Source organism: Pseudomonas sp. DW-iso3, assembly GCF_058725305.1.
Genome location: NZ_JBZXDZ010000008.1, coordinates 119,847 through 143,869 on the forward strand (window position 1 = coordinate 119,847; position 24,023 = coordinate 143,869).

Genomic DNA, 24,023 nt, shown 5'->3' on the forward strand with positions numbered 1-24,023 from the left:
TCATGGATATTAAACGCACGATCCTGATCGTCGCCCTGGCAATCGTGTCCTACGTCATGGTTCTTAAGTGGAACCAGGACTACGGCCAAGCTGCCCTGCCGACTCAGAATGTTGCTACCAATCAGGCTGCGCCGGCTATTCCGGACACCCCGCTGGGTAACAATGCGTCCGCGAGTGCCGATGTTCCCAGCGCGAATGGCGAGACAAGCGCCCCTTTAGAGACGCCAGTGGTCACCAATAAAGACCTCATCCACGTCAAAACGGATGTGCTCGACCTGGCTATCGACCCACAAGGTGGTGATATCGCGCAGTTGAAACTGCCGCTGTATCCACGTCGCCAAGACCATCCGGATGTTCCGTTCCAACTGTTCGATAACGGTGGTGAACGTACTTATCTGGCGCAAAGCGGCCTGACCGGCACCAACGGTCCGGATGCTCGTGCTACCGGTCGTCCGGTTTATTCGACCGAACAGAAGACTTATCAACTGTCTGATGGCCAGAACCAGTTGAACGTCGACCTGAAATTCAGCCTCGACGGCGTCAACTACATCAAGCGCTTCAGCTTTACCCGTGGTCTGTACGACTTGAAGGTCACTTACCTGATCGACAACGAAAGCGACAAGCCATGGAGCGGCAACCTGTTTGCCCAGCTCAAGCGTGATGCCAGCTCCGATCCTTCTTCCAGCACTGCCACCGGCACCGCGACTTACCTGGGCGCCGCCCTGTGGACAAGTAGCGAGCCGTACAAAAAAGTGTCGATGAAAGATATCGACAAGGGCTCGCTGAAAGAAACTGTCCAAGGTGGTTGGGTAGCTTGGCTGCAACACTACTTCGTGACTGCCTGGATCCCGAGCAAAGGTGAAGCCAACCTGGTTCAAACCCGCAAGGACAGCCAAGGTAACTACATCATTGGTTTTACTGGCCCGGCGTTGACCGTCGCGCCAGGTGCCAAGGCTGAAACCAGTGCCACTCTGTACGCCGGTCCGAAAAGCCAGGCCGTACTGAAAGAGTTGTCCCCAGGTCTGGAACTGACTGTGGATTACGGCTTCCTGTGGTTCATTGCTCAGCCGATTTTCTGGTTGCTGCAACATATCCACAGCATTGTGGGTAACTGGGGCTTCTCGATCATCTTCCTCACCATGCTGATCAAGGGGATCTTCTTCCCTCTGTCGGCAGCCAGCTACAAGTCGATGGCGCGCATGCGTGCCGTGGCTCCGAAACTGGCGGCGCTGAAAGAACAACATGGCGACGACCGGCAGAAAATGTCGCAGGCCATGATGGAGCTGTACAAGAAAGAGAAGATCAACCCGCTGGGTGGATGCTTGCCGATTCTGGTGCAGATGCCGGTATTCCTGTCGCTGTACTGGGTACTGCTGGAAAGCGTGGAAATGCGTCAGGCACCGTTCATGCTGTGGATAACTGACCTGTCGATCAAAGACCCGTTCTTTATCCTGCCGATCATCATGGGCGCGACCATGTTTATCCAGCAGCGTCTGAACCCGACTCCGCCGGATCCGATGCAGGCCAAGGTAATGAAAATGATGCCAATCATCTTCACCTTCTTCTTCCTGTGGTTCCCTGCTGGTCTGGTGCTGTACTGGGTGGTCAACAACGTGTTGTCGATCTCTCAACAGTGGTACATCACACGTAAAATCGAAGCGGCTACCGCGAAAGCCTCTGCGTAATTTACTCTGTGGATAACCACTCAAGACGCCCCATAGTGGGGCGTTTTGCTTTCCGTCACTTTAATTCTGGAACCTGCTGATGAGCGCTCCCCGTGAAACCATCGCTGCTGTCGCTACCGCTCAGGGTCGCGGCGGTGTCGGTATCGTTCGTATCTCTGGACCGCTTGCGAGTGTGGCAGCCAAGGCCATCAGTGGCCGTGAGCTGAAGCCGCGCTACGCCCATTACGGCCAGTTCCTGGATGCTGACGACAGTGTGCTGGATGAAGGCCTGGCTATCTATTTCCCGGGGCCGAACTCATTCACAGGCGAAGATGTCCTGGAATTACAGGGGCACGGCGGCCCGGTTGTACTGGATATGTTGTTGCAGCGCTGCCTGCAATTGGGCTGCCGCTTGGCGCGTCCAGGGGAATTCAGTGAGCGCGCCTTCCTGAACGACAAACTCGACCTGGCCCAGGCCGAAGCCATCGCTGATTTGATCGAAGCCAGTTCGGCACAGGCGGCACGCAATGCACTGCGCTCGCTGCAGGGCGCTTTTTCCCTGCGTGTGCATAACTTGACCGAGCAGTTGATCAGCCTGCGCATCTACGTCGAGGCAGCGATTGATTTCCCGGAGGAGGAAATTGACTTTCTCGCCGATGGCCACGTGTTGGCCATGCTGGATAAAGTGCGCGAAGAGTTATCCACAGTGCTGCGCGAAGCTGGGCAGGGCGCACTGCTACGTGACGGCATGACGGTGGTGATCGCTGGGCGACCTAACGCCGGCAAATCCAGCTTGCTCAATGCGCTGGCGGGGCGTGAAGCCGCTATCGTTACCGAGATTGCCGGCACCACTCGGGATATCCTGCGTGAACATATCCACATCGACGGCATGCCACTGCACGTGGTCGATACCGCCGGCTTGCGCGATACCGAAGACCAGGTGGAAAAGATCGGGGTGGAACGCGCGCTCAAAGCCATCGGCGAAGCGGACAGGGTGCTGCTGGTGGTCGATGCCACGGCGCCCGAAGCGATGGATCCTTTTGCATTGTGGCCGGAATTCCTCGAGCAACGTCCGGACCCGGCGAAAGTCACCTTGATTCGCAACAAAGCCGACCTGACGGGCGAAGCCATTGCGATGGAAACCAGCGCGGATGGCCATGTCACCATCAGCCTCAGCGCCAAGGCGGCGGGAGAAGGCCTGGAATTGCTGCGCGAGCACCTCAAGGCCTGCATGGGCTACGAGCAAACCTCGGAAAGCAGCTTCAGCGCGCGCCGCAGGCACCTGGAGGCGTTGCGCCATGCGAGCGCGGCGTTGGAGCACGGCCGGGCCCAGCTGACGCTGGCGGGGGCAGGGGAGCTGCTGGCTGAGGATCTGCGTCAGGCACAGCAGCTGTTGGGCGAAATCACCGGTGCGTTCAGCTCCGATGATTTGTTAGGGCGGATCTTTTCCAGCTTTTGCATCGGCAAATAGCCAAGTTATCCACAGTCTCTGTGGGCACTGGCGGCCTGAAGAACATCTGGATTCTTCAGGCCGTTATCCATCACCAGTTGTACGAAACCGTCCCAAGCAGCGTACGGCTGTCGCCCCAATAGCAGCGGCCCGCATCGTTGCAACCAGATACATATTCCTTGTCGAACAGGTTCTTGGCGTTCACGTCCACAGACCAGTGTTTGTCGATCTGATAACCAACGGCTGCGTCCACCAGGGTGACGCTTCCTGCGTCCAGCTTCCCGTAAAGCGTTGGTGCCGTGTAGGAGAACGTGCTGTCGAAATACCGCACGCCGCCGCCCAGGGACAAGCCTTTGAGCTGACCGTCGAGGAAACGGTATTTGCCCCACACTGAGGCCTGGTTGCGTGGAACCCCCGTCATTTGGCGGCCCTCGACCAGCGATGTCGCCGAGTCCTTGGTAATCCGAGCGTCAGTGTAGGTGTAGGCCGCTGTCACATTCAGGTTGGGTGTGATGTTGCTGTTCACCTCGACTTCCGCACCTTTGGCGCGGCTCTCGCCCACCTGGCGGTAGCTGTTGGTGGTGGCGTCCAGGTAGGTGTCGTCTTCCTTGCGCAAGTCATACACCGACAGGGTCATCGCCGTATCCCAGCCGATCGGTTCGTATTTCACACCCACTTCGTACTGGCTGCTGGTAATCGGCTTTAACGGTGAACCCGCGTTGGAGATCTGCTGCACAGGCACGAATGCGGTGGAGTAGCTGACATACGGCGTGAGGCCATTGTCGAACTGGTACATCACCCCGCCTTGGTAAGTGAACTTGCGGTCTTCCGAGCGGGTGTTGCTGGCTTTGTTGACCTTGTCGCGGAAATCGCTGTCGACCCAATCCTGACGGCCACCCAGCAGGAACAACCAATGGTCATACTTGCTTTGGACCTGTGCATAAACGCCCTTCATTTGCTGTTCGAGCAAGGTGTTTTGCACGGCCACTGGGGTAAGCGGATCGCGCAGGTACACGGGGTTATACACATTGATGGTGCCGGCGAAGCCTGCGTCCCAATCCTGGTTGAAAGAGGTGCGGTCGTAACTGGCACCGAACAGCACTGTATTTTCCAGGGCACCGACCTGGAATTTGCCTTCCAACTGGTTATCCAGGGAATAGACCATCGACTTGTTATAGCGGTCGTAGGCGGTCATGTTCAGTTGAGTACCGAAACCGCGGTTGTTCAGCGTGCTGGGCCAGGTCTCATGGCGGTTGATGCGCGACTGCATATAGCGCGAGTTCTGACGGAACTGCCAATCATCGTTGAAGCTATGGCTGAATTCGTAGCCGGTGCTCCAGGCTTCACGTTCGAACGTATTCCAATCCGGATCGCCGAGCATGGTGTGCTTGGACAGCTTGCCATTGGGATTTGTAAGCAAGGTGCCAGCGGCCGGTAGGCCAAGTTCGAGGTTGGTGTGGTCCTTCTGGTAATTGGCCAACAGCGTGAGGGTGTTGTAATCGTCGAAATTCAGGGTCAGTGAGGGGGCGATATACAGGCGATCATCGGGCACATGGTCAGTCTGCGTGTCGGACTTACGCCCGAGCATTACAACGCGACCAAGAATGTTGTCGCTGTCGTTGAGCGGCCCCGAGATATCCACACCCAATTGACGGCGATTATTCGAGCCATAACCCAGCTGCACTTCACCTTGCGGCGTCGCAGTAGGGTGTTTGCTCACCAGATTCACCAAACCACCGGGCGCGTTTTCGCCGTAGAGCAGGGAAGAGGGGCCACGGAAGATTTCGACCCGTTCCAGGCCATAGGGCTCACTGGTGGTGTCGTACCGATTGCCTTGTACGCGCAGGCCATCTCGCAGCAGACCGTAGCCGTAATCCGTGGCATTGAAACCGCGAATGAAGAATAAATCACCCGCCAGACCATCGCCGGCAGCAAAAGGTGGCGCGAAGATACCTGGCACGTAACCCAATACTTCGGTCAGGGTCTGCGACTTCTGGTCCTTGATGCGCTGGCCGGTCACGACCGATACCGAACGCGGTGTTTCCGACAGAGGTGTGCTGGTCTTGGTACCAATACGGCTATTTTGCGCCTTGTAGCCCACATCCCCGGCAATCTCTTGATTGAAACCCGCCTGTTGATAAGTGCTGACGGTGGTAGGCGCGAGCGTGAGTTGCCCTGCGGGAATAGCCTGCAGGACATAACTGCCAGGCGCCTGGGTGACGGCTTGCAACCCCGTGTTCTGCAACAACAGGGCAAAGCCTTGCTCCACCGAATAGTCACCTTCCAGCCCAGTCGTGTTCAAACGCGCGGTTTGCTGGGGCGAGAACGACAAGATCACATTCGCCCTGGCGGCAAACTGGCTCAAGGCATTGTCCAGGGGACCCGCGGCAATGATGTAATGCTGCACCGCGCTGGCGGCCATGGCATCAGTAGAGAGCACAACCCCAGCGGTGGCTGCCGTGCCGAGCAGGAGGCTGCAGGTCATACCGTGGTAGGAAAGTCGCTGGCGGAGCTTGGGAGGAAGGCGCATAGGTGGATAAGCCCTGAAGGTGGCGTCGTGATTACCTGTAGGGCCGTTCCAGGTAAAAAAAAGATAACCCCTTGTGCGATTTTTTTTGCGATCAACCGATTCGTTTCACCGAAACCCAATAACGAGTGAAGTACTTCACCTGGATCGGCAGGGTTGCCTGCAGGTTGGCCAGTACTGCGTCGGTAGAATCCAGGCGGAAGGTCCCGGAAACACGTAGACGTGCCGAAGCCAAGTCGCATTGCAGGACACCCGGACGGTAGCGGGCGAGGTCTTCGATCACATCTCCGAGGCGAGCGTCCAAGACGATCAGTTGGCCATCAACCCAGGCCGCCTGTGACCCGCTATACACACGGTCCAGCCCCACGTTTTGGCGATCAAAGTCAGCGCTTTCCCCGGCCCCAAGCAGTCGTGCGTGGTTAGGTTGGTCCCCTGGCGACACGCTCACCCGATCCTCCAGGACGCCGACGCGCGTGGCGTCTGGCAACTGGCGCACAGTGAACGTGGTGCCCAACGCTTGGACTCGGCCTTGGCGGGTCTCGACATAAAACGGTGTCTGCCCACCCAATTTCCCAGTGTGGATAAGTACTTCACCTTCGCGCAGGCGCACCAATCGCTGGCGCCCGTCGAACACCACGTCAATCGCTGTGCGGGTATTAAGATCAATCCGCGTGCCATCGGCCAGTTCGATGCGCCGGCGTTCCCCCACAGACGTACGGTAGTCAGCCCACACATTGCCCAGGGGCGTGTGCTGCTGGAGATTCCAACCGAGATACCCAGTACCGCCGAGCACCAGCATCCACTTCAGTACCTGGCGACGTTGCTGGGTGGTCGACAATGCGCGGCGGGTGAAGTCCTGCGGCAGTGCGCCAAGGCTGCGCTGCAGTTGTTCCATCTGGTTCCACGCGGCCTGATGGGACGGATCGCCGTTGAGCCATTGTTGCCAGGCCAGGCGTTCGGCAGCGGTAGGCACTTGGGATTGAAACTGTACATACCAAGTGGCAGCGGCCTCAAAGGTCTTGCGATCGGGGTTCGCCATTACAGGCTGGCCATGATCAGTGAGCATTCAGTCAATGCACGGATCATGTGCTTCTTCACCGTGGTCAATGACACCTGCAGTTCATCCGCGATCTGTTGATAAGTCAGGCCCTCGACCTGCGACAGCATGAAGATCCGCCGAGCTCGCTCGCCGAGCCCGGCCAAGGCTTTATCAACGGCCACCAGTGTCTCGATGATGATGGCTTTGTCTTCTTCACTGATGGCCGTGGCGTCAGGCCGTTCGGCCAAGGTTTGCTTGTAGGCCTGCTCGATGGCATGCCGACGGTAACGATCAATCACCAGGCCCCTGGCGATGGTCGCCAGGTAGTCACGTGGTTCAAGGATCTGCGCTGCATGTCGCCCACCCAAGATACGCACGAACGTATCGTGCGCCACATCGGCCGCATCGCAGGCGTTATGCAACTTGCCTTTGAGCCACCCATGCAACCAGGAATGGTGCTGCTCGTAGATGTTCTGGACCGCAGCCGTGTGTGAAGAAGGGGACATAGGGCATGACAAAGTAGGTTAATGATAATCGCTATTATTAACTGCCCCGCTGTTTTCTCACAATAGATCTCTTTTTTGGCTGTGCTTACTACCGGGTGGGAGGTTTCGGATGGCTTCGTCGTGGACGAAATACCCAGGGGTGTGGCGATTTATGTGGATTAAGCCCTGTGAATAACCGCCTCTGTGCCCAGTTGATAACAGGCCCTGAAACCTGAGTAAAAACCCCTCTGTGGATAACCATCGCTTTAATCCACAGGCTTAAAGCACTTATCCAAGGGCCTCATTGGCACATGACCACAGACTTTTGAATCTCTGTACACTAAGTAAATAGGGGCCTGTAGAGATCTATCCACAGAAAGGTTGCTCAGTATAAATAAACATAAAAACAAAGATTTAATAAATTTCTCTCTTTTAATTTCTATTGTCTGTGATTCATCCACAGCTGGTTAAATTTTGTGCAAAGGGTTCTTTAGGAAGGGCTAAGTCCCTATACTTGCCGCCAAAGCTCTAAAACTCTTTCAACAGACAATTCCTGATTACCTACATAAGCAGGCACGAGGTGCGTGGTGGATTTCCCTTCCCGTTTTGAAGTGATCGTCATCGGCGGCGGTCATGCCGGTACCGAGGCAGCACTGGCGTCAGCACGCATGGGCGTAAAAACCCTGTTGTTGACGCACAACGTGGAAACCCTCGGAGCAATGAGTTGCAACCCTGCCATCGGTGGGATCGGCAAAAGTCACCTGGTCAAGGAAATCGATGCCCTTGGCGGCGTGATGGCCATGGCTACCGATAAGGGTGGTATTCAATTTCGTGTGCTCAACAGTCGCAAAGGCCCGGCCGTACGTGCTACCCGTGCTCAAGCAGACCGCATCCTGTACAAGGCTGCCGTGCGCGAAACCCTGGAAAACCAGCCGAACCTGTGGATATTTCAACAAGCAGCGGACGACCTGATCGTCGAACAAGACCAGGTACGCGGTGTTGTCACCCAAATGGGCCTGCGGTTCTTCGCAGAATCCGTGGTGTTGACCACCGGTACGTTCCTCGGCGGACTTATCCACATTGGTATGCAGAACTATTCCGGCGGTCGCGCCGGTGACCCGCCGTCGATTGCCCTGGCAAAACGCCTGCGTGAATTGCCACTGCGTGTCGGCCGCCTGAAAACCGGGACCCCGCCGCGAATCGATGGGCGTTCCGTGGATTTCTCGGTGATGACCGAACAGGCCGGCGATACGCCGATCCCGGTCATGTCGTTCATGGGGTCCAAAGCGCAGCACCCGAAACAGGTGAGTTGCTGGATTACCCACACCAATGCCCGCACCCACGAGATCATTGCCGCGAACCTCGACCGTTCGCCGATGTATTCCGGGGTAATCGAAGGCATCGGCCCGCGTTATTGCCCGTCGATCGAAGACAAGATCCACCGCTTTGCCGACAAGGAAAGCCACCAGGTCTTCATCGAGCCCGAAGGCTTGACCACTCACGAGCTGTACCCGAACGGAATATCCACGTCCTTGCCGTTCGACGTGCAGATCCAGATCGTGCAGTCGATCCGCGGCATGGAAAACGCGCACATCGTGCGTCCGGGCTACGCCATCGAATACGACTACTTCGACCCCCGCGACCTGAAGTACAGCCTGGAAACCAAAGTCATTGGCGGTCTGTTCTTCGCCGGGCAAATCAACGGCACCACCGGTTACGAAGAAGCCGGCGCCCAAGGTTTGCTGGCCGGAACCAACGCTGCGCTGCGTGCGCAAGGCAAAGACAGCTGGTGCCCGCGTCGCGACGAAGCGTACATCGGTGTATTGGTCGATGACCTGATTACCCTGGGCACCCAGGAACCGTACCGGATGTTCACTTCCCGGGCGGAATACCGTTTGATCCTGCGCGAAGACAACGCCGACCTGCGCCTGACCGAAAAAGGTCGTGAACTTGGGCTGGTCGATGATGTGCGTTGGGAAGCCTTCTGCAAAAAACGTGAAAGCATTGCATTGGAAGAGCAGCGCCTGAAAAGCACCTGGGTTCGCCCGGGGACTGAACAAGGCGATGCGATCGCTGAAAAATTCGGCACGCCGCTGACCCACGAGTACAACTTGCTCAACCTGCTGTCACGTCCGGAAATCGACTACGCTGGTCTGGTCGAAGTGACCGGCCAGGGCGCAGAAGATCCACAGGTCGCCGAGCAGGTCGAAATCAAGACCAAATACGCCGGTTACATTGACCGCCAACAGGACGAGATCGCTCGCCTGCGCGCCAGTGAAGACACCAAGCTGCCTGCGGACATCGATTACACCGGGATTTCCGGGCTGTCGAAAGAAATCCAAAGCAAGCTGGGGATAACTCGGCCGGAAACCCTGGGGCAGGCTTCACGTATCCCAGGCGTCACCCCGGCGGCGATATCGCTACTGATGATTCATTTGAAAAAACGCGGCGCGGGCCGTCAGTTGGAGCAAAGCGCTTGAGTTCGTTGGTCACCTCGCAACACGCCGAAGAGTTATCCACAGGTGCACGCCAGTTGGGCGTCGACCTGACCCCGGCCCAGCATGAATTGCTGCTGGGCTATCTGGCCCTGTTGATCAAATGGAACAAGGCTTACAACCTGACAGCGGTGCGTGATCCCGACGAAATGGTGTCCCGTCACTTGCTCGACAGCTTGAGCGTGATGCCATTCATCGAAAACGGCCGTTGGTTGGACGTTGGCAGTGGCGGCGGCATGCCTGGCATTCCGTTGGCCATCCTGTTTCCCGGCTCCCAAGTGACCTGCCTGGACAGCAACGGCAAGAAAACCCGCTTCCTGACCCAGGTCAAACTCGAACTCAAGCTGGATAACCTGCAGGTTATCCACAGTCGTGTCGAAGCCTTCACGCCTGAACAGCCTTTCACCGGAATTGTTTCCAGGGCATTCAGCAGCATGGAGAACTTCAGCAACTGGACTCGCCATCTTGGCGACCGCGACACCCGCTGGCTGGCAATGAAGGGCGTCCATCCAAGCGATGAGCTGTTAGCATTGCCGGCAGACTTCCACCTCGATAGCGAACACGCCTTGGCTGTACCCGGTTGCCAAGGCCAACGCCATCTGCTGATACTGCGCCGCACGGCATGATTGGGAACACAAGCAAGAATGGCTAAGGTATTCGCGATAGCGAACCAGAAAGGTGGCGTGGGCAAAACCACCACCTGCATCAACCTCGCAGCATCCCTGGTCGCGACCAAGCGCCGGGTGCTGTTGATCGATCTCGATCCACAGGGCAACGCCACCATGGGTAGCGGTGTGGATAAACACGGCCTGGAAAACTCGGTCTACGACTTGCTGATTGGCGAGTGCGACCTGGCCCAGGCCATGCACTATTCCGAACACGGTGGTTATCAACTGCTGCCGGCCAACCGCGATTTGACCGCGGCGGAAGTGGTGCTGCTGGAAATGCAGATGAAAGAAAGCCGTCTGCGCAGCGCCTTGGCGCCAATCCGTGAGAATTACGACTACATTTTGATCGACTGCCCGCCGTCACTGTCGATGCTGACCTTGAACGCGTTGGTGGCCGCCGATGGTGTGATTATCCCCATGCAGTGCGAGTACTACGCGCTGGAAGGTCTGAGCGACCTTGTGGATAACATCAAACGCATCGCCGAGTTGCTCAACCCGAACTTGCAGATCGAAGGCCTGTTGCGGACCATGTTCGACCCACGCCTGAGCCTGATGAACGATGTGTCGGCGCAGCTCAAGGAACACTTCGGTGATCAGTTGTACGACACGGTGATCCCGCGCAACATCCGTTTGGCCGAAGCCCCGAGCTACGGCATGCCGGCCCTGGCCTACGACAAGCAATCCCGTGGCGCCATTGCCTACCTGGCGCTGGCCGGCGAGATGGTTCGTCGCCAACGCCGCAACTCACGCACCGCTGCAGCCCAGCCAACTTAAGGAATCCCCATGGCCGTCAAGAAACGAGGTCTCGGACGTGGACTGGATGCACTGTTGAGTGGTCCGACCGTCACATCGCTTGAAGAACAAGCGGTGCAGGCCGACGAGCGCGAGCTGCAACACCTGCCGTTGGACCTGATCCAGCGCGGCAAATATCAGCCGCGCCGCGACATGGACCCCCAGGCACTGGAAGAACTGGCCAATTCGATCAAGGCCCAGGGTGTGATGCAGCCGATCGTGGTGCGCCCGATTGGTGGCGGCCGCTTTGAAATCATCGCCGGCGAGCGCCGCTGGCGTGCGAGCCAGCAGGCTGGCAAGGAAACCATTCCGGCGATGGTGCGCGATGTGCCGGATGAAACCGCCATCGCCATGGCGCTGATCGAGAACATCCAGCGCGAAGACCTCAACCCGATCGAAGAAGCGATCGCTCTGCAGCGTTTGCAGCAAGAGTTCCAGCTGACCCAGCAACAAGTGGCCGAGGCGGTGGGTAAATCCCGCGTGACCGTGTCCAACTTGTTGCGCCTGATCGCGTTGCCGGAAGTCATCAAGACCATGTTGTCCCACGGCGACCTGGAGATGGGTCACGCCCGTGCTTTGCTCGGTTTACCGGAAAATCAACAGGTTGAAGGGGCGCGACACGTTGTCGCACGAGGGCTCACCGTTCGCCAGACCGAGGCGCTGGTTCGCCAGTGGCTCAGCGGTAAACCTGCACCGGTCGAAACGGTTAAACCTGATCCGGATATCGCTCGTCTCGAGCAGCGCCTGGCCGAGCGCCTGGGCTCTGCGGTGCAAATTCGCCACGGTAAGAAAGGCAAAGGGCAATTGGTCATCGGATATAACTCCCTCGACGAGCTTCAAGGCGTCCTTGCCCACATCCGTTGAAACATTCACTGAAACATTTGCTCATGTAGCGCGTGATCGGAAATCACTACCCGACAGTTGAATAGGGGCAGAACCGCCCCTATACTCTGCGCGCATTTTGTCGGCACAAATTATGCCAAGTTATTGATATCCGGCAGCCGACCATTGAGGAGCAAGAGTGATGGAAACCCGCACGCCAAACACGTTGCCGTTCCGTCGCTTGGCCGTTTTTCCGGTTTTATTGGCTCAATTTGTCATTTTGCTGATCGCCGCATTGGCGCTTTGGTACGGGCATGGAGTCGTTGCCGGATATTCAGGACTCTGCGGAGGCCTGATAGCCTTGCTGCCCAATATGTATTTTGCTCACAGGGCCTTTCGGTTTTCCGGCGCCCGAGCAGCCCAGGCTATCGTCCGGTCATTTTATGCCGGCGAGGCGGGGAAACTGATTTTGACGGCAGTGCTGTTTGCACTGACCTTTGCAGGTGTGAAGCCATTGGCGCCGCTGGCTGTATTCGGCGTCTTCGTGTTGACCCAACTGGTCAGCTGGTTCGCTCCCCTGCTAATGAAAACAAGACTTTCGAAACCTTAGGGCGTTTGAGGCAACCATGGCAGAAACAACCGCTTCGGGCTATATCCAGCACCACTTGCAGAACCTGACCTTCGGTCAGCTTCCTAATGGCGGCTGGGGCTTTGCCCACTCCGCAGCAGAGGCCAAAGAAATGGGCTTCTGGGCTTTCCACCTGGATACTCTGGGCTGGTCGGTCGCATTGGGTCTGATTTTCGTCTTCATTTTCCGCATGGCGGCAAAGAAGGCGACTTCCGGTCAGCCAGGTGCTTTGCAGAACTTCGTTGAAGTACTGGTCGAATTCGTCGATGGCAGCGTGAAAGACAGCTTCCATGGCCGTAGCCCGGTGATCGCACCGCTGGCACTGACCATCTTCGTCTGGGTGTTCCTGATGAACGCCGTCGACCTGATCCCGGTTGACTGGATTCCTCAGTTGGCCATGGCGATCAGCGGCGACCCACACATTCCATTCCGTGCCGTATCGACCACTGACCCTAACGCTACCCTGGGCATGGCCCTGTCGGTATTCGCGTTGATCATTTTCTACAGCATCAAGATCAAGGGCATTGGCGGCTTTATTGGCGAACTGACCCTGCACCCGTTCGGCAGCAAGAACATTTTCGTTCAAGCCCTGCTGATCCCGGTGAACTTCCTGCTGGAATTCGTGACCCTGGTCGCCAAGCCGATTTCCCTGGCCCTGCGACTGTTCGGCAACATGTATGCCGGCGAGTTGGTGTTCATTCTGATCGCTGTGATGTTCGGCAGCGGCCTGCTCTGGCTTAGCGGCCTGGGCATTGTCCTGCAGTGGGCGTGGGCTGTGTTCCACATCCTGATCATCACCCTGCAGGCCTTCATCTTCATGATGCTGACCATCGTCTACCTGTCGATGGCGCACGAAGAGAACCATTAAGACCAGTCTCGACTAGTCTGATGTCCTTCCCGGTCAAACGGGAAGGTGGCCCACCAGGGCTATGAAACGATTTGTTTTACCGCTTTAAAATCTAAAAAACCTAAACCATACGACGTAAAAGTCGGGAGGAAAGATGGAAACTGTAGTTGGTCTAACCGCTATCGCTGTTGCACTGTTGATCGGCCTGGGCGCCCTGGGTACTGCCATTGGTTTCGGCCTGCTGGGCGGCAAGTTCCTGGAAGGCGCAGCGCGTCAGCCAGAAATGGTTCCAATGCTGCAAGTTAAAATGTTCATCGTCGCCGGCCTGCTCGACGCCGTGACCATGATCGGTGTTGGTATCGCTCTGTTCTTCACCTTCGCGAACCCTTTCGTTGGTCAACTCGCCGGTTAATCACTCGTTTTTTCGAGTGATTGGTGTGTTGTGCAACGAATGAGCGAGGTATTGGCGTGAACATTAATGCAACCATTATTGGTCAGTCCTTAGCGTTCTTGATTTTTGTCGTTTTCTGCATGAAGTTCGTATGGCCTCCGGTCATCGCAGCTCTGCACGAACGTCAGAAGAAGATCGCGGATGGGCTGGACGCTGCAGCACGAGCAGCTCGCGACCTGGAGTTGGCCCAAGATAAAGCGGGTCAACAACTGCGCGAAGCGAAAGCTCAAGCAGCCGAAATCATTGAGCAAGCCAAGAAACGCGGTAACCAGATTGTTGAAGAGGCTGTTGAAAAAGCCCGTATCGACGCTGACCGTGTGAAGGTTCAGGCTCAGGCCGAGATCGAGCAGGAACTGAACGGTGTCAAAGATGCGCTGCGTGCCCAACTGGGTGCTCTGGCCGTCGGCGGTGCTGAGAAGATCCTGGGTGCCACAATCGATCAAAACGCGCACGCGGAGCTGGTAAACAAACTGGCTGCTGAAATTTAAGCGAGGGCGATCATGGCAGAATTGACCACGTTGGCCCGACCTTACGCTAAGGCAGCCTTCGAGCACGCCCAGGCCCACCAGCAGCTGGCCTCTTGGTCAGCCATGCTCGGCCTGGCTGCAGCAGTGTCGCAAGACGACACAATGCAGCGCGTGCTCAAGGCCCCGCGACTGACGAGCGCAGACAAGGCCGCCACTTTTATTGAAGTGTGCGGCGACAAGTTTGATGTGAAAGTGCAGAACTTCATCCACGTCGTTGCCGAAAACGACCGTCTCCTGCTTCTGCCGGAGATTGCCGCTCTGTTCGACCTGTACAAGGCCGAGCAAGAGAAGTCGGTAGACGTTGAAGTGACCAGTGCTTTTGCATTGAACCAAGAACAGCAAGACAAACTCGCCAAGGTTCTCAGTGCACGACTCGACCGGGAAGTGCGCCTGCAAGTTGCGGAAGACAAGTCCCTCATTGGGGGCATTGTCATTCGCGCCGGCGACCTGGTTATCGATGGCTCGATTCGCGGCAAACTCGCGAATCTTGCCGAAGCATTGAAATCTTGAGTTTGAAGGGGCAGCAGAGCAATGCAGCAACTCAATCCTTCCGAAATAAGTGAAATTATCAAGGGCCGCATCGACAAGCTCGATGTGACCTCCCAAGCCCGTAACGAAGGCACTGTCGTCAGCGTATCTGACGGTATTGTGCGGATTCACGGTCTGGCCGACGTAATGTCCGGCGAGATGATCGAGTTTCCGGGCGGCGTCTTCGGTATGGCCCTCAACCTGGAGCAAGACTCCGTAGGTGCCGTTATCCTGGGCGCTTACCAGTCTCTGGCTGAAGGCATGAGCGCCAAGTGCACCGGCCGCATCCTGGAGGTTCCGGTTGGTAAGGAACTGCTGGGTCGCGTAGTCGACGCACTGGGTAACCCTGTTGACGGCAAAGGTCCACTGGGCAACACCGAGACCGACGCGGTCGAGAAAGTTGCTCCAGGCGTGATCTGGCGTAAGTCGGTAGACCAGCCTGTACAGACTGGCTACAAGGCTGTCGATGCCATGATCCCTGTCGGCCGTGGCCAGCGTGAGCTGATCATCGGTGACCGTCAGATCGGTAAAACCGCTCTGGCGATCGACGCGATCATCAACCAGAAAGACAGCGGCATTTTCTGCGTCTACGTAGCCATCGGTCAGAAGCAATCGACCATCGCCAACGTGGTTCGCAAGCTGGAAGAGAACGGCGCACTGAAAAACACGATCATCGTGGCTGCCAGTGCTTCGGAATCGCCTGCACTGCAATACCTGGCACCGTATGCCGGTTGCACCATGGGTGAATTCTTCCGCGACCGCGGTGAAGACGCGCTGATCGTTTATGACGATCTGTCCAAGCAAGCAGTGGCTTACCGCCAGATTTCCCTGCTGCTGCGCCGTCCACCAGGCCGTGAAGCTTACCCAGGCGACGTGTTCTATCTCCACTCCCGTCTGCTGGAGCGCGCATCCCGCGTTTCGGAAGAGTACGTAGAGAAGTTCACCAACGGCGCAGTGACCGGCAAAACCGGTTCCCTGACCGCACTGCCGATCATCGAAACCCAGGCTGGCGACGTTTCCGCGTTCGTTCCGACCAACGTGATTTCCATCACCGACGGTCAGATCTTCCTGGAATCGGCCATGTTCAACTCGGGCATCCGCCCTGCAGTGAACGCCGGTGTTTCGGTATCCCGTGTGGGTGGTGCCGCTCAGACCAAGATCATCAAGAAGCTCTCCGGTGGTATCCGTACCGCTCTGGCTCAGTACCGTGAACTGGCGGCATTCGCCCAGTTCGCTTCTGACCTGGACGAAGCGACCCGTAAGCAACTTGAGCATGGTCAGCGCGTTACCGAGCTGATGAAGCAGAAGCAATACGCCCCAATGTCGATCGCTGACATGGCGTTGTCGCTGTATGCCGCTGAGCGTGGGTTCCTGACTGACGTCGAAATCGCCAAGGTCGGCAGCTTTGAACAAGCGCTGATTGCTTACTTCAACCGCGATCACGCCGACTTGTTGGCCAAGATCAACGTGAAGGGTGACTTCAATGACGAAATCGACGCTGGCCTGAAAGCCGGTATCGAGAAGTTCAAGGCCACCCAAACCTGGTAAGCCGCAGCGGGAGCCGCAAGGCTCCCGCTTGCTAACCTGATAGGTGTTACATGGCAGGCGCAAAAGAGATTCGCAGTAAGATTGCGAGCATCAAAAGCACGCAAAAAATTACCAGCGCCATGGAAAAAGTGGCGGTCAGCAAAATGCGCAAGGCACAAATGCGCATGGCTGCTAGCCGTCCTTATGCGGAGCGTATCCGCCAGGTAATTGGGCATCTGGCCAACGCCAACCCGGAATACCGCCACCCATTCATGATCGACCGCGAAGTTAAGCGTGTGGGTTATGTGGTTGTGAGCAGTGACCGTGGTTTGTGCGGTGGTTTGAATACCAACCTGTTCAAGGCCCTGGTCAAGGACATGGCGGTAAACCGCGAAAAAGGCGTCGAGATCGATCTGTGTGTTGTTGGTAGCAAGGGTGCGGCCTTTTTCCGCAACTTCGGCGGTAACGTCGTAGCAGCTATCAGCCACCTGGGTGAAGAGCCGTCGATCAATGATTTGATCGGCAGCGTGAAGGTGATGCTGGATGCGTACCTGGAAGGCCGGATTGATCGCCTCTCCGTGGTATCCAACAAGTTCATCAACACCATGACCCAGCAGCCAACCGTGGAGCAATTGATTCCACTGGTGGCGACTCCGGATCAGGAACTCAAGCACCACTGGGACTACCTCTACGAACCAGACGCCAAAGAGCTGCTTGACGGCTTGATGGTGCGCTACGTGGAGTCGCAGGTGTACCAGGCGGTGGTCGAGAACAACGCAGCTGAACAAGCGGCGCGGATGATCGCGATGAAAAACGCTACCGATAACGCCGGTGATCTGATCAGCGATTTGCAGCTGATCTACAACAAGGCGCGTCAGGCTGCGATCACCCAAGAGATCTCGGAAATCGTCGGCGGCGCTGCCGCGGTTTAACGGTTCAAATATTCAGAGGATCCAGCTATGAGTAGCGGACGTATCGTTCAAATCATCGGCGCCGTTATCGACGTGGAATTTCCACGCGACAGCGTACCGAGCATCTACAACGCGCTGAAAGTACAAGGCGCGGACACTACTCTGGAAGTTCAGCAGCAGCTGGGCGACGGCGTAGTTCGTACCATTGCGATGGGTTCCACCGAAGGCTTGAAGCGCGGTCTGGACGTTGTCGACTCTGGCGCAGCCATCTCCGTACCGGTCGGTAAAGCGACCCTGGGCCGGATCATGGACGTACTGGGCAACCCGATTGACGAAGCTGGTCCGATCGACACCGAAGAGCGTTGGGGCATTCACCGTCCAGCACCTTCGTTCGCGGAACAAGCTGGCGGCAACGACCTGCTGGAAACCGGCATCAAGGTTATCGACCTGGTTTGCCCGTTCGCCAAAGGCGGTAAAGTCGGTCTGTTCGGTGGTGCCGGTGTAGGCAAGACCGTAAACATGATGGAACTGATCCGTAACATCGCCATCGAGCACAGCGGTTATTCCGTGTTCGCCGGTGTGGGTGAGCGTACCCGTGAGGGTAACGACTTCTACCACGAGATGAAGGACTCCAACGTTCTGGACAAAGTGGCACTGGTTTACGGTCAGATGAACGAGCCGCCGGGTAACCGTCTGCGCGTAGCACTGACTGGCCTGACCATGGCCGAGAAGTTCCGTGACGAAGGTAACGACGTTCTGCTGTTCGTCGACAACATCTATCGTTACACCCTGGCCGGTACTGAAGTATCCGCACTGCTGGGCCGTATGCCTTCCGCAGTAGGTTACCAGCCGACCCTGGCTGAAGAGATGGGCGTTCTGCAAGAACGTATCACTTCGACCAAGGAAGGTTCGATCACTTCGATCCAAGCGGTATACGTACCTGCGGATGACTTGACCGACCCGTCGCCAGCGACCACCTTCGCCCACTTGGACGCCACCGTCGTTCTGTCCCGTGACATCGCTTCCCTGGGTATCTACCCAGCGGTCGATCCACTCGACTCGACTTCGCGCCAGCTGGACCCGAACGTGATCGGCCAGGAGCACTACGACACCGCTCGCGGCGTTCAGTACGTGCTGCAGCGTTACAAAGAACTGAAGGACATCATTGCGATCCTGGGTATGGACGAGCTGTCGGAAGCCGACAAGCAGTTGGTAAACCGTGCTCGTAAGATCCAGCGTTTCTTGTCGCAGCCGTTCTTCGTGGCTGAAGTCTTCACCGGTGCCTCGGGTAAATACGTTTCCCTGAAAGACACCATTGCTGGCTTCAAAGGCATCCTCAACGGTGACTACGACCACCTGCCAGAACAAGCGTTCTACATGGTCGGCGGCATCGAAGAAGCGATCGAGAAAGCCAAGAAACTGTAATCCAGGCGCCCGGAAACGGGCGCTCATCAGGTTGAGGCAATCAGATGGCTATGACAGTCCATTGCGATATCGTCAGCGCGGAAGGGGAAATCTTCTCCGGTCTGGTAGAGATGGTGATTGCACACGGCGAACTCGGTGACCTTGGTATTGCCATGGGTCACGCGCCGTTGATCACCAGCTTGAAGCCAGGTCCGATCACTCTGACCAAGCAAGGCGGGGAAAAGGAGGTGTTTTACATCTCCGGTGGTTTCCTCGAGGTTCAGCCGAACATGGTCAAGGTACTTGCCGACACCGTGCAACGTGCTGGCGACCTGGATGAAGCCTCCGCTCAGGAAGCCGTCAAGGCTGCTGAGAAGGCCCTGAACGAAAAGGGTGCGGACTTCGACTACAGCGCTGCTGCTGTACGTCTGGCCGAGGCTGCAGCTCAGCTGCGCACGCTCCAGCAGATCCGCAAGAAGTAAGCGGCCATGCCGTCATGCTTCAAGCGCGATTGATTAAAAAGGGTAGCCTCGGCTACCCTTTTTCTTTTTTTGCAAAACACTTCTTTGGTCTGAAGCCGGACCGCCTAGGATTGGTAGCCACTCATGTCTCTTGAAATCGTCATTCTCGCCGCAGGCCAGGGCACCCGTATGCGTTCGGCCTTGCCCAAGGTGCTGCACCCGGTTGCCGGTAATTCCATGCTGGGCCATGTTATCCACAGTGCCCGGCAGCTCGACCCACAGCGCATTCACGTCGTAATCGGGCACGGTGCCGATGCGGTGCGTGAACGCCTCGCCGCGGATGATCTGAATTTCGTATTGCAAGACAAGCAGCTGGGCACCGGCCACGCCACCGCCCAAGCCGTGCCGTTCATCACCGCCGACACCGTGCTGATCCTCTACGGCGACGTGCCGCTGATTGAAGTGGAAACCCTGCAACGCCTGCTCAAGCACGTAGTGCCTGGCCAGATGGGCCTGCTGACCGTTGAACTGGATGATCCCACCGGCTACGGACGTATCGTGCGCAACGCCGATGGCAAGGTAGCCGCCATCGTTGAGCACAAAGACGCTAGCGAAGCCCAGCGTGCGATCACCGAGGGCAACACCGGGATCCTGGCTGTCCCAGCCGATAAGCTCGGCGACTGGATGAGCCGCCTGTCCAACAACAACGCCCAGGGCGAGTACTACCTCACCGACGTCATCGAAATGGCCGTAAGCGATGGCCTGCTGGTTGCGACCGAACAGCCCCACGACCCGATGGAAGTGCAGGGCGCCAACGACCGCAAGCAACTGGCCGAGCTGGAGCGTCACTATCAACTGCGCGAAGGCCGCCGCCTGATGGCCCAGGGTGTGACCCTGCGTGACCCGGCGCGTTTCGATGTGCGCGGGGAAGTGACCGTCGGCCGCGACGTGCTGATCGATATCAACGTGATCCTCGAAGGCCGTGTGGTCATCGAAGACGACGTGGTAATTGGTCCTAACTGCGTGATCAAGGACAGTACCCTGCGTAAGGGCGTGGTGATCAAGGCCAACAGCCACATAGACGGTGCGGTGATGGGCGAGGGCAGCGACGCCGGCCCGTTTGCGCGGCTGCGTCCAGGTAGCGTGCTGGGAGCCAAGGCCCATGTGGGTAACTTTGTTGAACTGAAAAACGCCAAGTTGGATGCCGAAGCCAAAGTCGGTCACCTGACCTACCTGGGTGATGCTACCGTCGGCGCGCGAACCAACATCGGCGCCGGCACCATCACGTGCAACTACGATGGCGCCAATAAACACCAGACCACCATTGGTGCGGACGTGTTTATCGGTTCCAATAATTCGCTGGTCGCCCCGGTTACCCTCGACGATGGCGCCACCACCGCCGCAGGCTCAACCATCAACCAGGATGTGGATAAGTCCCAACTGGCAGTAGCCCGCGCCCGTCAACGCAACATCGACGGCTGGAAACGCCCGGTCAAAATCAAGAAGACCTGACTTATCCACATTCTCGACAGCGATAAGTAACCCCCTGTGGGAGCGGGCTTGCTCGCGAATGCGAAGTGCCAGTCACCGGAAGTGGCGACTGGACCCACGCATTCGCGAGCAAGCCCGCTCCCACATTCGTGTGCGGGTAAATAAAAAATGTCCTCGCCCTCTTGACGACCTTTCGACAATAGGTTTTGATTGCCTTCGTTATCTTTCGAAACGAAACTTACCGTTACCATGTCGAAACGAAATACCCCCCAGCGACGCCACAACATCCTGACCTTGCTGAATGAACAGGGCGAAGTCAGCGTGGACGAGTTGGCCAAGCGTTTCGAAACTTCGGAAGTCACGATCCGCAAGGACCTGGCCGCCCTCGAAAGCAATGGCCTGTTGCTGCGCCGCTACGGTGGCGCGATCACCATGCCCCAGGAACTGGTGGGCGACGCCACCCAGCCCATCTCGGTGTACAAGCGCGCCATTGCCCGTGCTGCCGTCATGCGCCTGCGCGAACACGCGCGCATCATCATCGACAGCGGCAGCACCACCGCCGCCATGATCCCCGAGTTGGGCCACCAGCCCGGCCTGGTGGTGATGACCAACTCCCTCCACGTCGCCCGCGCGTTAAGCGAACTGGAGCATGAGCCAGTGCTATTGATGACCGGTGGCACCTGGGACCCGCATTCGGACTCGTTCCAGGGCCAGGTCGCCGAGCAAGTGCTGCGTTCCTATGACTTTGACCAGCTGTTTATCGGCGCCGACGGCATCGATCTGCAACGGGGTACCACCACCTTCAACGAATTGCTGGGCCTGAGCCGCGTCATGGCCGAGGTCGCTCGTGAAGTGGTGGTGATGGTCGAATCCGACAAGATCGGCCGCAAGATTCCCAACCTGGAACTGCCGTGGAGCAGCGTCCATACCCTTATCACCGATGATCGCCTGCCGCTTGAGGCCCGCGACCAGATCCAAGCCCGCGGCATTACGCTGATATGCGCGGCAATCATCTAGGAGAAACATCATGTGTGGCATCGTAGGCGCAGTCGCTGAACGCAACATCACCCCGATTTTGATCGAAGGCCTCAAGCGCCTGGAATACCGCGGCTATGACAGCGCCGGTGTGGCGGTCTTCACCAACGCCGGCAAGCTGGAGCGCATGCGCCGTCCGGGCAAGGTCAGCGAGTTGGAGCAAGCCTTGAACTGTGAGCCGCTGGTCGGCCGTCTGGGCATCGCCCACACCCGTTGGGCGACCCACGGTGCACCCTGCGAACGCAACGCCCACCCGCATTTCTCGGGCGACCTGGCGGTGGTCCACAACGGCATCATTGAAAACCACGAAGTGTTGCGTGAACAACTCAAGGGCCAGGGCTACGTGTTCACCTCGGACACCGACACCGAAGTCATCGCCCACCTGCTCAACCACAAGCTCAAGGACCTGGGCGACCTGACCGTCGCCCTCAAGGCCACCGTTAAAGAGCTACACGGCGCCTACGGCCTGGCCGTGGTCAGCGCCAGCCAACCGGACCGCGTGGTTGCTGCTCGCAGTGGCAGCCCGCTGGTGATCGGCCTGGGGCTGGGCGAAAACTTCCTCGCCTCCGACCAACTGGCCCTGCGCCAGGTCACCGACCGCTTCATGTACCTGGAAGAAGGCGATATCGCCGACATTCGCCGTGAAAGCGTGCAGATCTGGGATGTAAACGGCCAGTCCGTCGAGCGCGAAGCCGTGCAATACCGCGACGGCGCCGAAGCTGCCGATAAGGGCGAGTTCCGCCACTTCATGCTCAAGGAAATCCACGAGCAACCGTCCGTGGTGCAACGCACCCTGGAAGGTCGCCTGAGCCAGAACCAAGTGCTGGTCAACGCCTTTGGTCCACAAGCCGCCGAGCTGTTCGCCAAAGTGCGCAACGTGCAGATCGTTGCCTGTGGCACCAGTTACCACGCCGGCATGGTTGCCCGTTATTGGCTGGAAGAACTCGCCGGCATCCCTTGCCAGGTGGAAGTCGCCAGCGAGTTCCGCTACCGCAAGGTGGTGGTGCAGCCCGACACCCTGTTCGTGACCATCTCGCAGTCCGGCGAAACCGCCGACACCCTGGCCGCCCTGCGCAATGCCAAGGAGTTGGGGTTCCTGGCCAGCCTGGCGATCTGTAACGTCAGCATCAGCTCCCTGGTGCGTGAATCCGACCTGACCCTGCTGACCCAGGCCGGTCGCGAAATCGGCGTGGCGTCCACCAAAGCCTTCACCACCCAGTTGGTTGGCCTGTTGCTGCTGACCCTGTCTCTGGGTCAAGTGCGTGGCACCCTGGCCGAAGGCGTCGAAGCCACGCTGGTCGAAGAACTGCGCCGCCTGCCAGCCCGTCTCGGTGAAGCGTTGGCCATGGACAGCACCGTGGAAAAAGTCGCCGAGCTGTTCGCCGACAAGAACCACACCCTGTTCCTCGGTCGTGGCGCGCAATACCCGGTGGCCATGGAAGGTTCGCTCAAGCTCAAGGAAATCTCGTACATCCACGCCGAAGCCTACCCGGCCGGCGAACTCAAGCACGGCCCACTGGCCCTGGTGGATGACGACATGCCGGTGGTCACCGTGGCGCCGAACAACGAACTGCTGGAAAAGCTCAAGTCCAACTTGCAGGAAGTCCGCGCCCGTGGCGGCCAACTGGTGGTGTTCGCCGATGAAAAAGCCGGCATGACCAATGGTGAAGGCACTCACGTCATCAACATGCCGCATATCAACGACACCCTGTCGCCGATCCTCTACACCATTCCGCTGCAGTTGCTGTCGTACTACGTCGCTGTGTTGAAAGGCACTGACGTCGACCAGCCGCGCAACCTGGCTAAGTCGGTGACGGTGGAGTAACACGCCCCCTCCTGGAGGCCCGCCCGGGTCTCCAGGCTCCCGCGAAAGGACGCGCCCTCGATGCAACCCCCCTCCCAGATCCACCAGCGTTTGAACAACCGCCGGTTCACCGTCGCCAACAATGCCCAGGGGCTGTCCGGTTCGGGCACGGTATTTCATTACCTTGTCGAAGGTGATGCCATCTCTGGCACTTACCAGGGCGGGCGGATTCGCCTGGGCACGCAAGTGGGACGAGTGACAGGCCCGGACACTATCGAATTGCTGTTTCAGTGCCTGACGCTGGAGGGTGAGCTGCTGTCCGGTTGGTCGCGTGGCACGGTAGGCATTGATCACGCGGGTCTGACGACGCTGGCTTTTGAATGGGGCTGGTTGTCGGGGGCCATGGGCGGTGGAGAGTCCGGTTACGTGGAGTGTGTCTCCCGTTAACCAGCGCGTGTCGGTGCTGC

General features: G+C 57.9%; 22 protein-coding genes. 19 read left to right on the top strand and 3 right to left on the bottom strand.

Annotated features, from left to right (window positions below; translation table 11 throughout):
• Positions 1 to 2: 2 nt before the first annotated feature.
• Together yidC and mnmE are read left to right on the top strand one after the other, a co-directional pair.
• Positions 3 to 1,685 (top strand): membrane protein insertase YidC, encoded by a 1,683-nt coding sequence (gene yidC / locus AC4PS7_RS23105; RefSeq protein WP_154973715.1) that lies wholly within the window; start codon positions 3 to 5, stop codon positions 1,683 to 1,685.
• 79 nt (positions 1,686 to 1,764) lie between these two features.
• On the top strand, positions 1,765 to 3,135 hold the full coding sequence (gene mnmE / locus AC4PS7_RS23110) for a tRNA uridine-5-carboxymethylaminomethyl(34) synthesis GTPase MnmE (protein WP_042571104.1): 1,371 nt from the start codon (positions 1,765 to 1,767) through the stop codon (positions 3,133 to 3,135).
• A 70-nt stretch (positions 3,136 to 3,205) separates the two neighbouring features.
• On the opposite strand, the gene AC4PS7_RS23115 is transcribed toward mnmE, so the two are convergent.
• From AC4PS7_RS23115 to AC4PS7_RS23125, 3 genes are all read right to left on the bottom strand, one after another.
• The gene (locus AC4PS7_RS23115; protein WP_236266759.1) at positions 3,206 to 5,644 is read right to left on the bottom strand and encodes a TonB-dependent siderophore receptor; all 2,439 of its coding nucleotides are present in this window, start codon (positions 5,642 to 5,644) and stop codon (positions 3,206 to 3,208) included.
• Positions 5,645 to 5,735: 91 nt separating this feature from the next.
• Positions 5,736 to 6,680: a FecR domain-containing protein gene (locus AC4PS7_RS23120; RefSeq protein WP_010207708.1), complete on the bottom strand. Its 945-nt coding sequence runs from the start codon at positions 6,678 to 6,680 to the stop codon at positions 5,736 to 5,738.
• Entirely contained in the window at positions 6,680 to 7,186 is a 507-nt protein-coding gene (locus AC4PS7_RS23125; RefSeq protein WP_029529036.1) for a sigma-70 family RNA polymerase sigma factor, read from the bottom strand. Before AC4PS7_RS23125 ends, AC4PS7_RS23120 begins: the two co-directional genes overlap by 1 nt.
• Before the next feature lie 566 nt (positions 7,187 to 7,752).
• Here AC4PS7_RS23125 and mnmG point away from each other — a divergent pair.
• The 17 genes from mnmG (at position 7,753) to AC4PS7_RS23210 (ending at position 24,003) form a co-directional block, all read left to right on the top strand.
• Positions 7,753 to 9,645: a tRNA uridine-5-carboxymethylaminomethyl(34) synthesis enzyme MnmG gene (mnmG, locus tag AC4PS7_RS23130; protein ID WP_010207706.1), complete on the top strand. Its 1,893-nt coding sequence runs from the start codon at positions 7,753 to 7,755 to the stop codon at positions 9,643 to 9,645.
• Entirely contained in the window at positions 9,642 to 10,286 is a 645-nt protein-coding gene (rsmG, locus tag AC4PS7_RS23135; RefSeq protein ID WP_038454092.1) for a 16S rRNA (guanine(527)-N(7))-methyltransferase RsmG, read from the top strand. Before mnmG ends, rsmG begins: the two co-directional genes overlap by 4 nt.
• Positions 10,287 to 10,304: 18 nt before the next feature.
• Entirely contained in the window at positions 10,305 to 11,102 is a 798-nt protein-coding gene (locus AC4PS7_RS23140; protein ID WP_010207696.1) for a ParA family protein, read from the top strand.
• A 9-nt stretch (positions 11,103 to 11,111) separates the two neighbouring features.
• Complete coding sequence (locus AC4PS7_RS23145; RefSeq protein WP_010207694.1) at positions 11,112 to 11,984, top strand: ParB/RepB/Spo0J family partition protein; 873 nt, start codon at positions 11,112 to 11,114, stop codon at positions 11,982 to 11,984.
• Positions 11,985 to 12,144: 160 nt separating this feature from the next.
• Entirely contained in the window at positions 12,145 to 12,552 is a 408-nt protein-coding gene (locus AC4PS7_RS23150; RefSeq protein ID WP_010207692.1) for a F0F1 ATP synthase subunit I, read from the top strand.
• Positions 12,553 to 12,568: 16 nt separating this feature from the next.
• A complete protein-coding gene (atpB, locus tag AC4PS7_RS23155; protein ID WP_010207690.1) occupies positions 12,569 to 13,438 on the top strand; it encodes a F0F1 ATP synthase subunit A in 870 nt (289 codons plus the stop codon).
• A 133-nt stretch (positions 13,439 to 13,571) separates the two neighbouring features.
• Positions 13,572 to 13,829 (top strand): F0F1 ATP synthase subunit C, encoded by a 258-nt coding sequence (gene atpE, locus AC4PS7_RS23160; protein ID WP_002555987.1) that lies wholly within the window; start codon positions 13,572 to 13,574, stop codon positions 13,827 to 13,829.
• Positions 13,830 to 13,885: 56 nt separating this feature from the next.
• Positions 13,886 to 14,356: a F0F1 ATP synthase subunit B gene (locus AC4PS7_RS23165; protein ID WP_008439543.1), complete on the top strand. Its 471-nt coding sequence runs from the start codon at positions 13,886 to 13,888 to the stop codon at positions 14,354 to 14,356.
• A 12-nt stretch (positions 14,357 to 14,368) separates the two neighbouring features.
• Positions 14,369 to 14,905 carry a F0F1 ATP synthase subunit delta gene (locus AC4PS7_RS23170; RefSeq protein WP_010207689.1) on the top strand — a complete coding sequence of 179 codons (537 nt, stop codon included), beginning with the start codon at positions 14,369 to 14,371 and terminating at the stop codon, positions 14,903 to 14,905.
• A gap of 21 nt (positions 14,906 to 14,926) precedes the next feature.
• Positions 14,927 to 16,471, top strand: a complete 1,545-nt coding sequence (gene atpA, locus AC4PS7_RS23175) for a F0F1 ATP synthase subunit alpha (protein WP_010207686.1) — start codon at positions 14,927 to 14,929, stop codon at positions 16,469 to 16,471.
• A gap of 50 nt (positions 16,472 to 16,521) precedes the next feature.
• Positions 16,522 to 17,382, top strand: coding sequence for a F0F1 ATP synthase subunit gamma (atpG, locus tag AC4PS7_RS23180; RefSeq protein WP_010207685.1), 861 nt, complete (start codon positions 16,522 to 16,524; stop codon positions 17,380 to 17,382).
• Positions 17,383 to 17,409: 27 nt separating this feature from the next.
• The gene (gene atpD / locus AC4PS7_RS23185) at positions 17,410 to 18,786 is read left to right on the top strand and encodes a F0F1 ATP synthase subunit beta (RefSeq protein ID WP_010207684.1); all 1,377 of its coding nucleotides are present in this window, start codon (positions 17,410 to 17,412) and stop codon (positions 18,784 to 18,786) included.
• A gap of 44 nt (positions 18,787 to 18,830) precedes the next feature.
• Positions 18,831 to 19,247, top strand: coding sequence for a F0F1 ATP synthase subunit epsilon (locus tag AC4PS7_RS23190; protein ID WP_003177061.1), 417 nt, complete (start codon positions 18,831 to 18,833; stop codon positions 19,245 to 19,247).
• Positions 19,248 to 19,370: 123 nt separating this feature from the next.
• On the top strand, positions 19,371 to 20,738 hold the full coding sequence (gene glmU, locus AC4PS7_RS23195; protein ID WP_010207682.1) for a bifunctional UDP-N-acetylglucosamine diphosphorylase/glucosamine-1-phosphate N-acetyltransferase GlmU: 1,368 nt from the start codon (positions 19,371 to 19,373) through the stop codon (positions 20,736 to 20,738).
• 228 nt (positions 20,739 to 20,966) lie between these two features.
• On the top strand, positions 20,967 to 21,734 hold the full coding sequence (locus AC4PS7_RS23200) for a DeoR/GlpR family DNA-binding transcription regulator (protein ID WP_010207681.1): 768 nt from the start codon (positions 20,967 to 20,969) through the stop codon (positions 21,732 to 21,734).
• A 10-nt stretch (positions 21,735 to 21,744) separates the two neighbouring features.
• The gene (gene glmS / locus AC4PS7_RS23205; protein WP_492179765.1) at positions 21,745 to 23,577 is read left to right on the top strand and encodes a glutamine--fructose-6-phosphate transaminase (isomerizing); all 1,833 of its coding nucleotides are present in this window, start codon (positions 21,745 to 21,747) and stop codon (positions 23,575 to 23,577) included.
• A 60-nt stretch (positions 23,578 to 23,637) separates the two neighbouring features.
• Entirely contained in the window at positions 23,638 to 24,003 is a 366-nt protein-coding gene (locus tag AC4PS7_RS23210; RefSeq protein ID WP_021491439.1) for an avidin-fold protein, read from the top strand.
• The last annotated feature ends 20 nt before the right edge of the window (positions 24,004 to 24,023 follow it).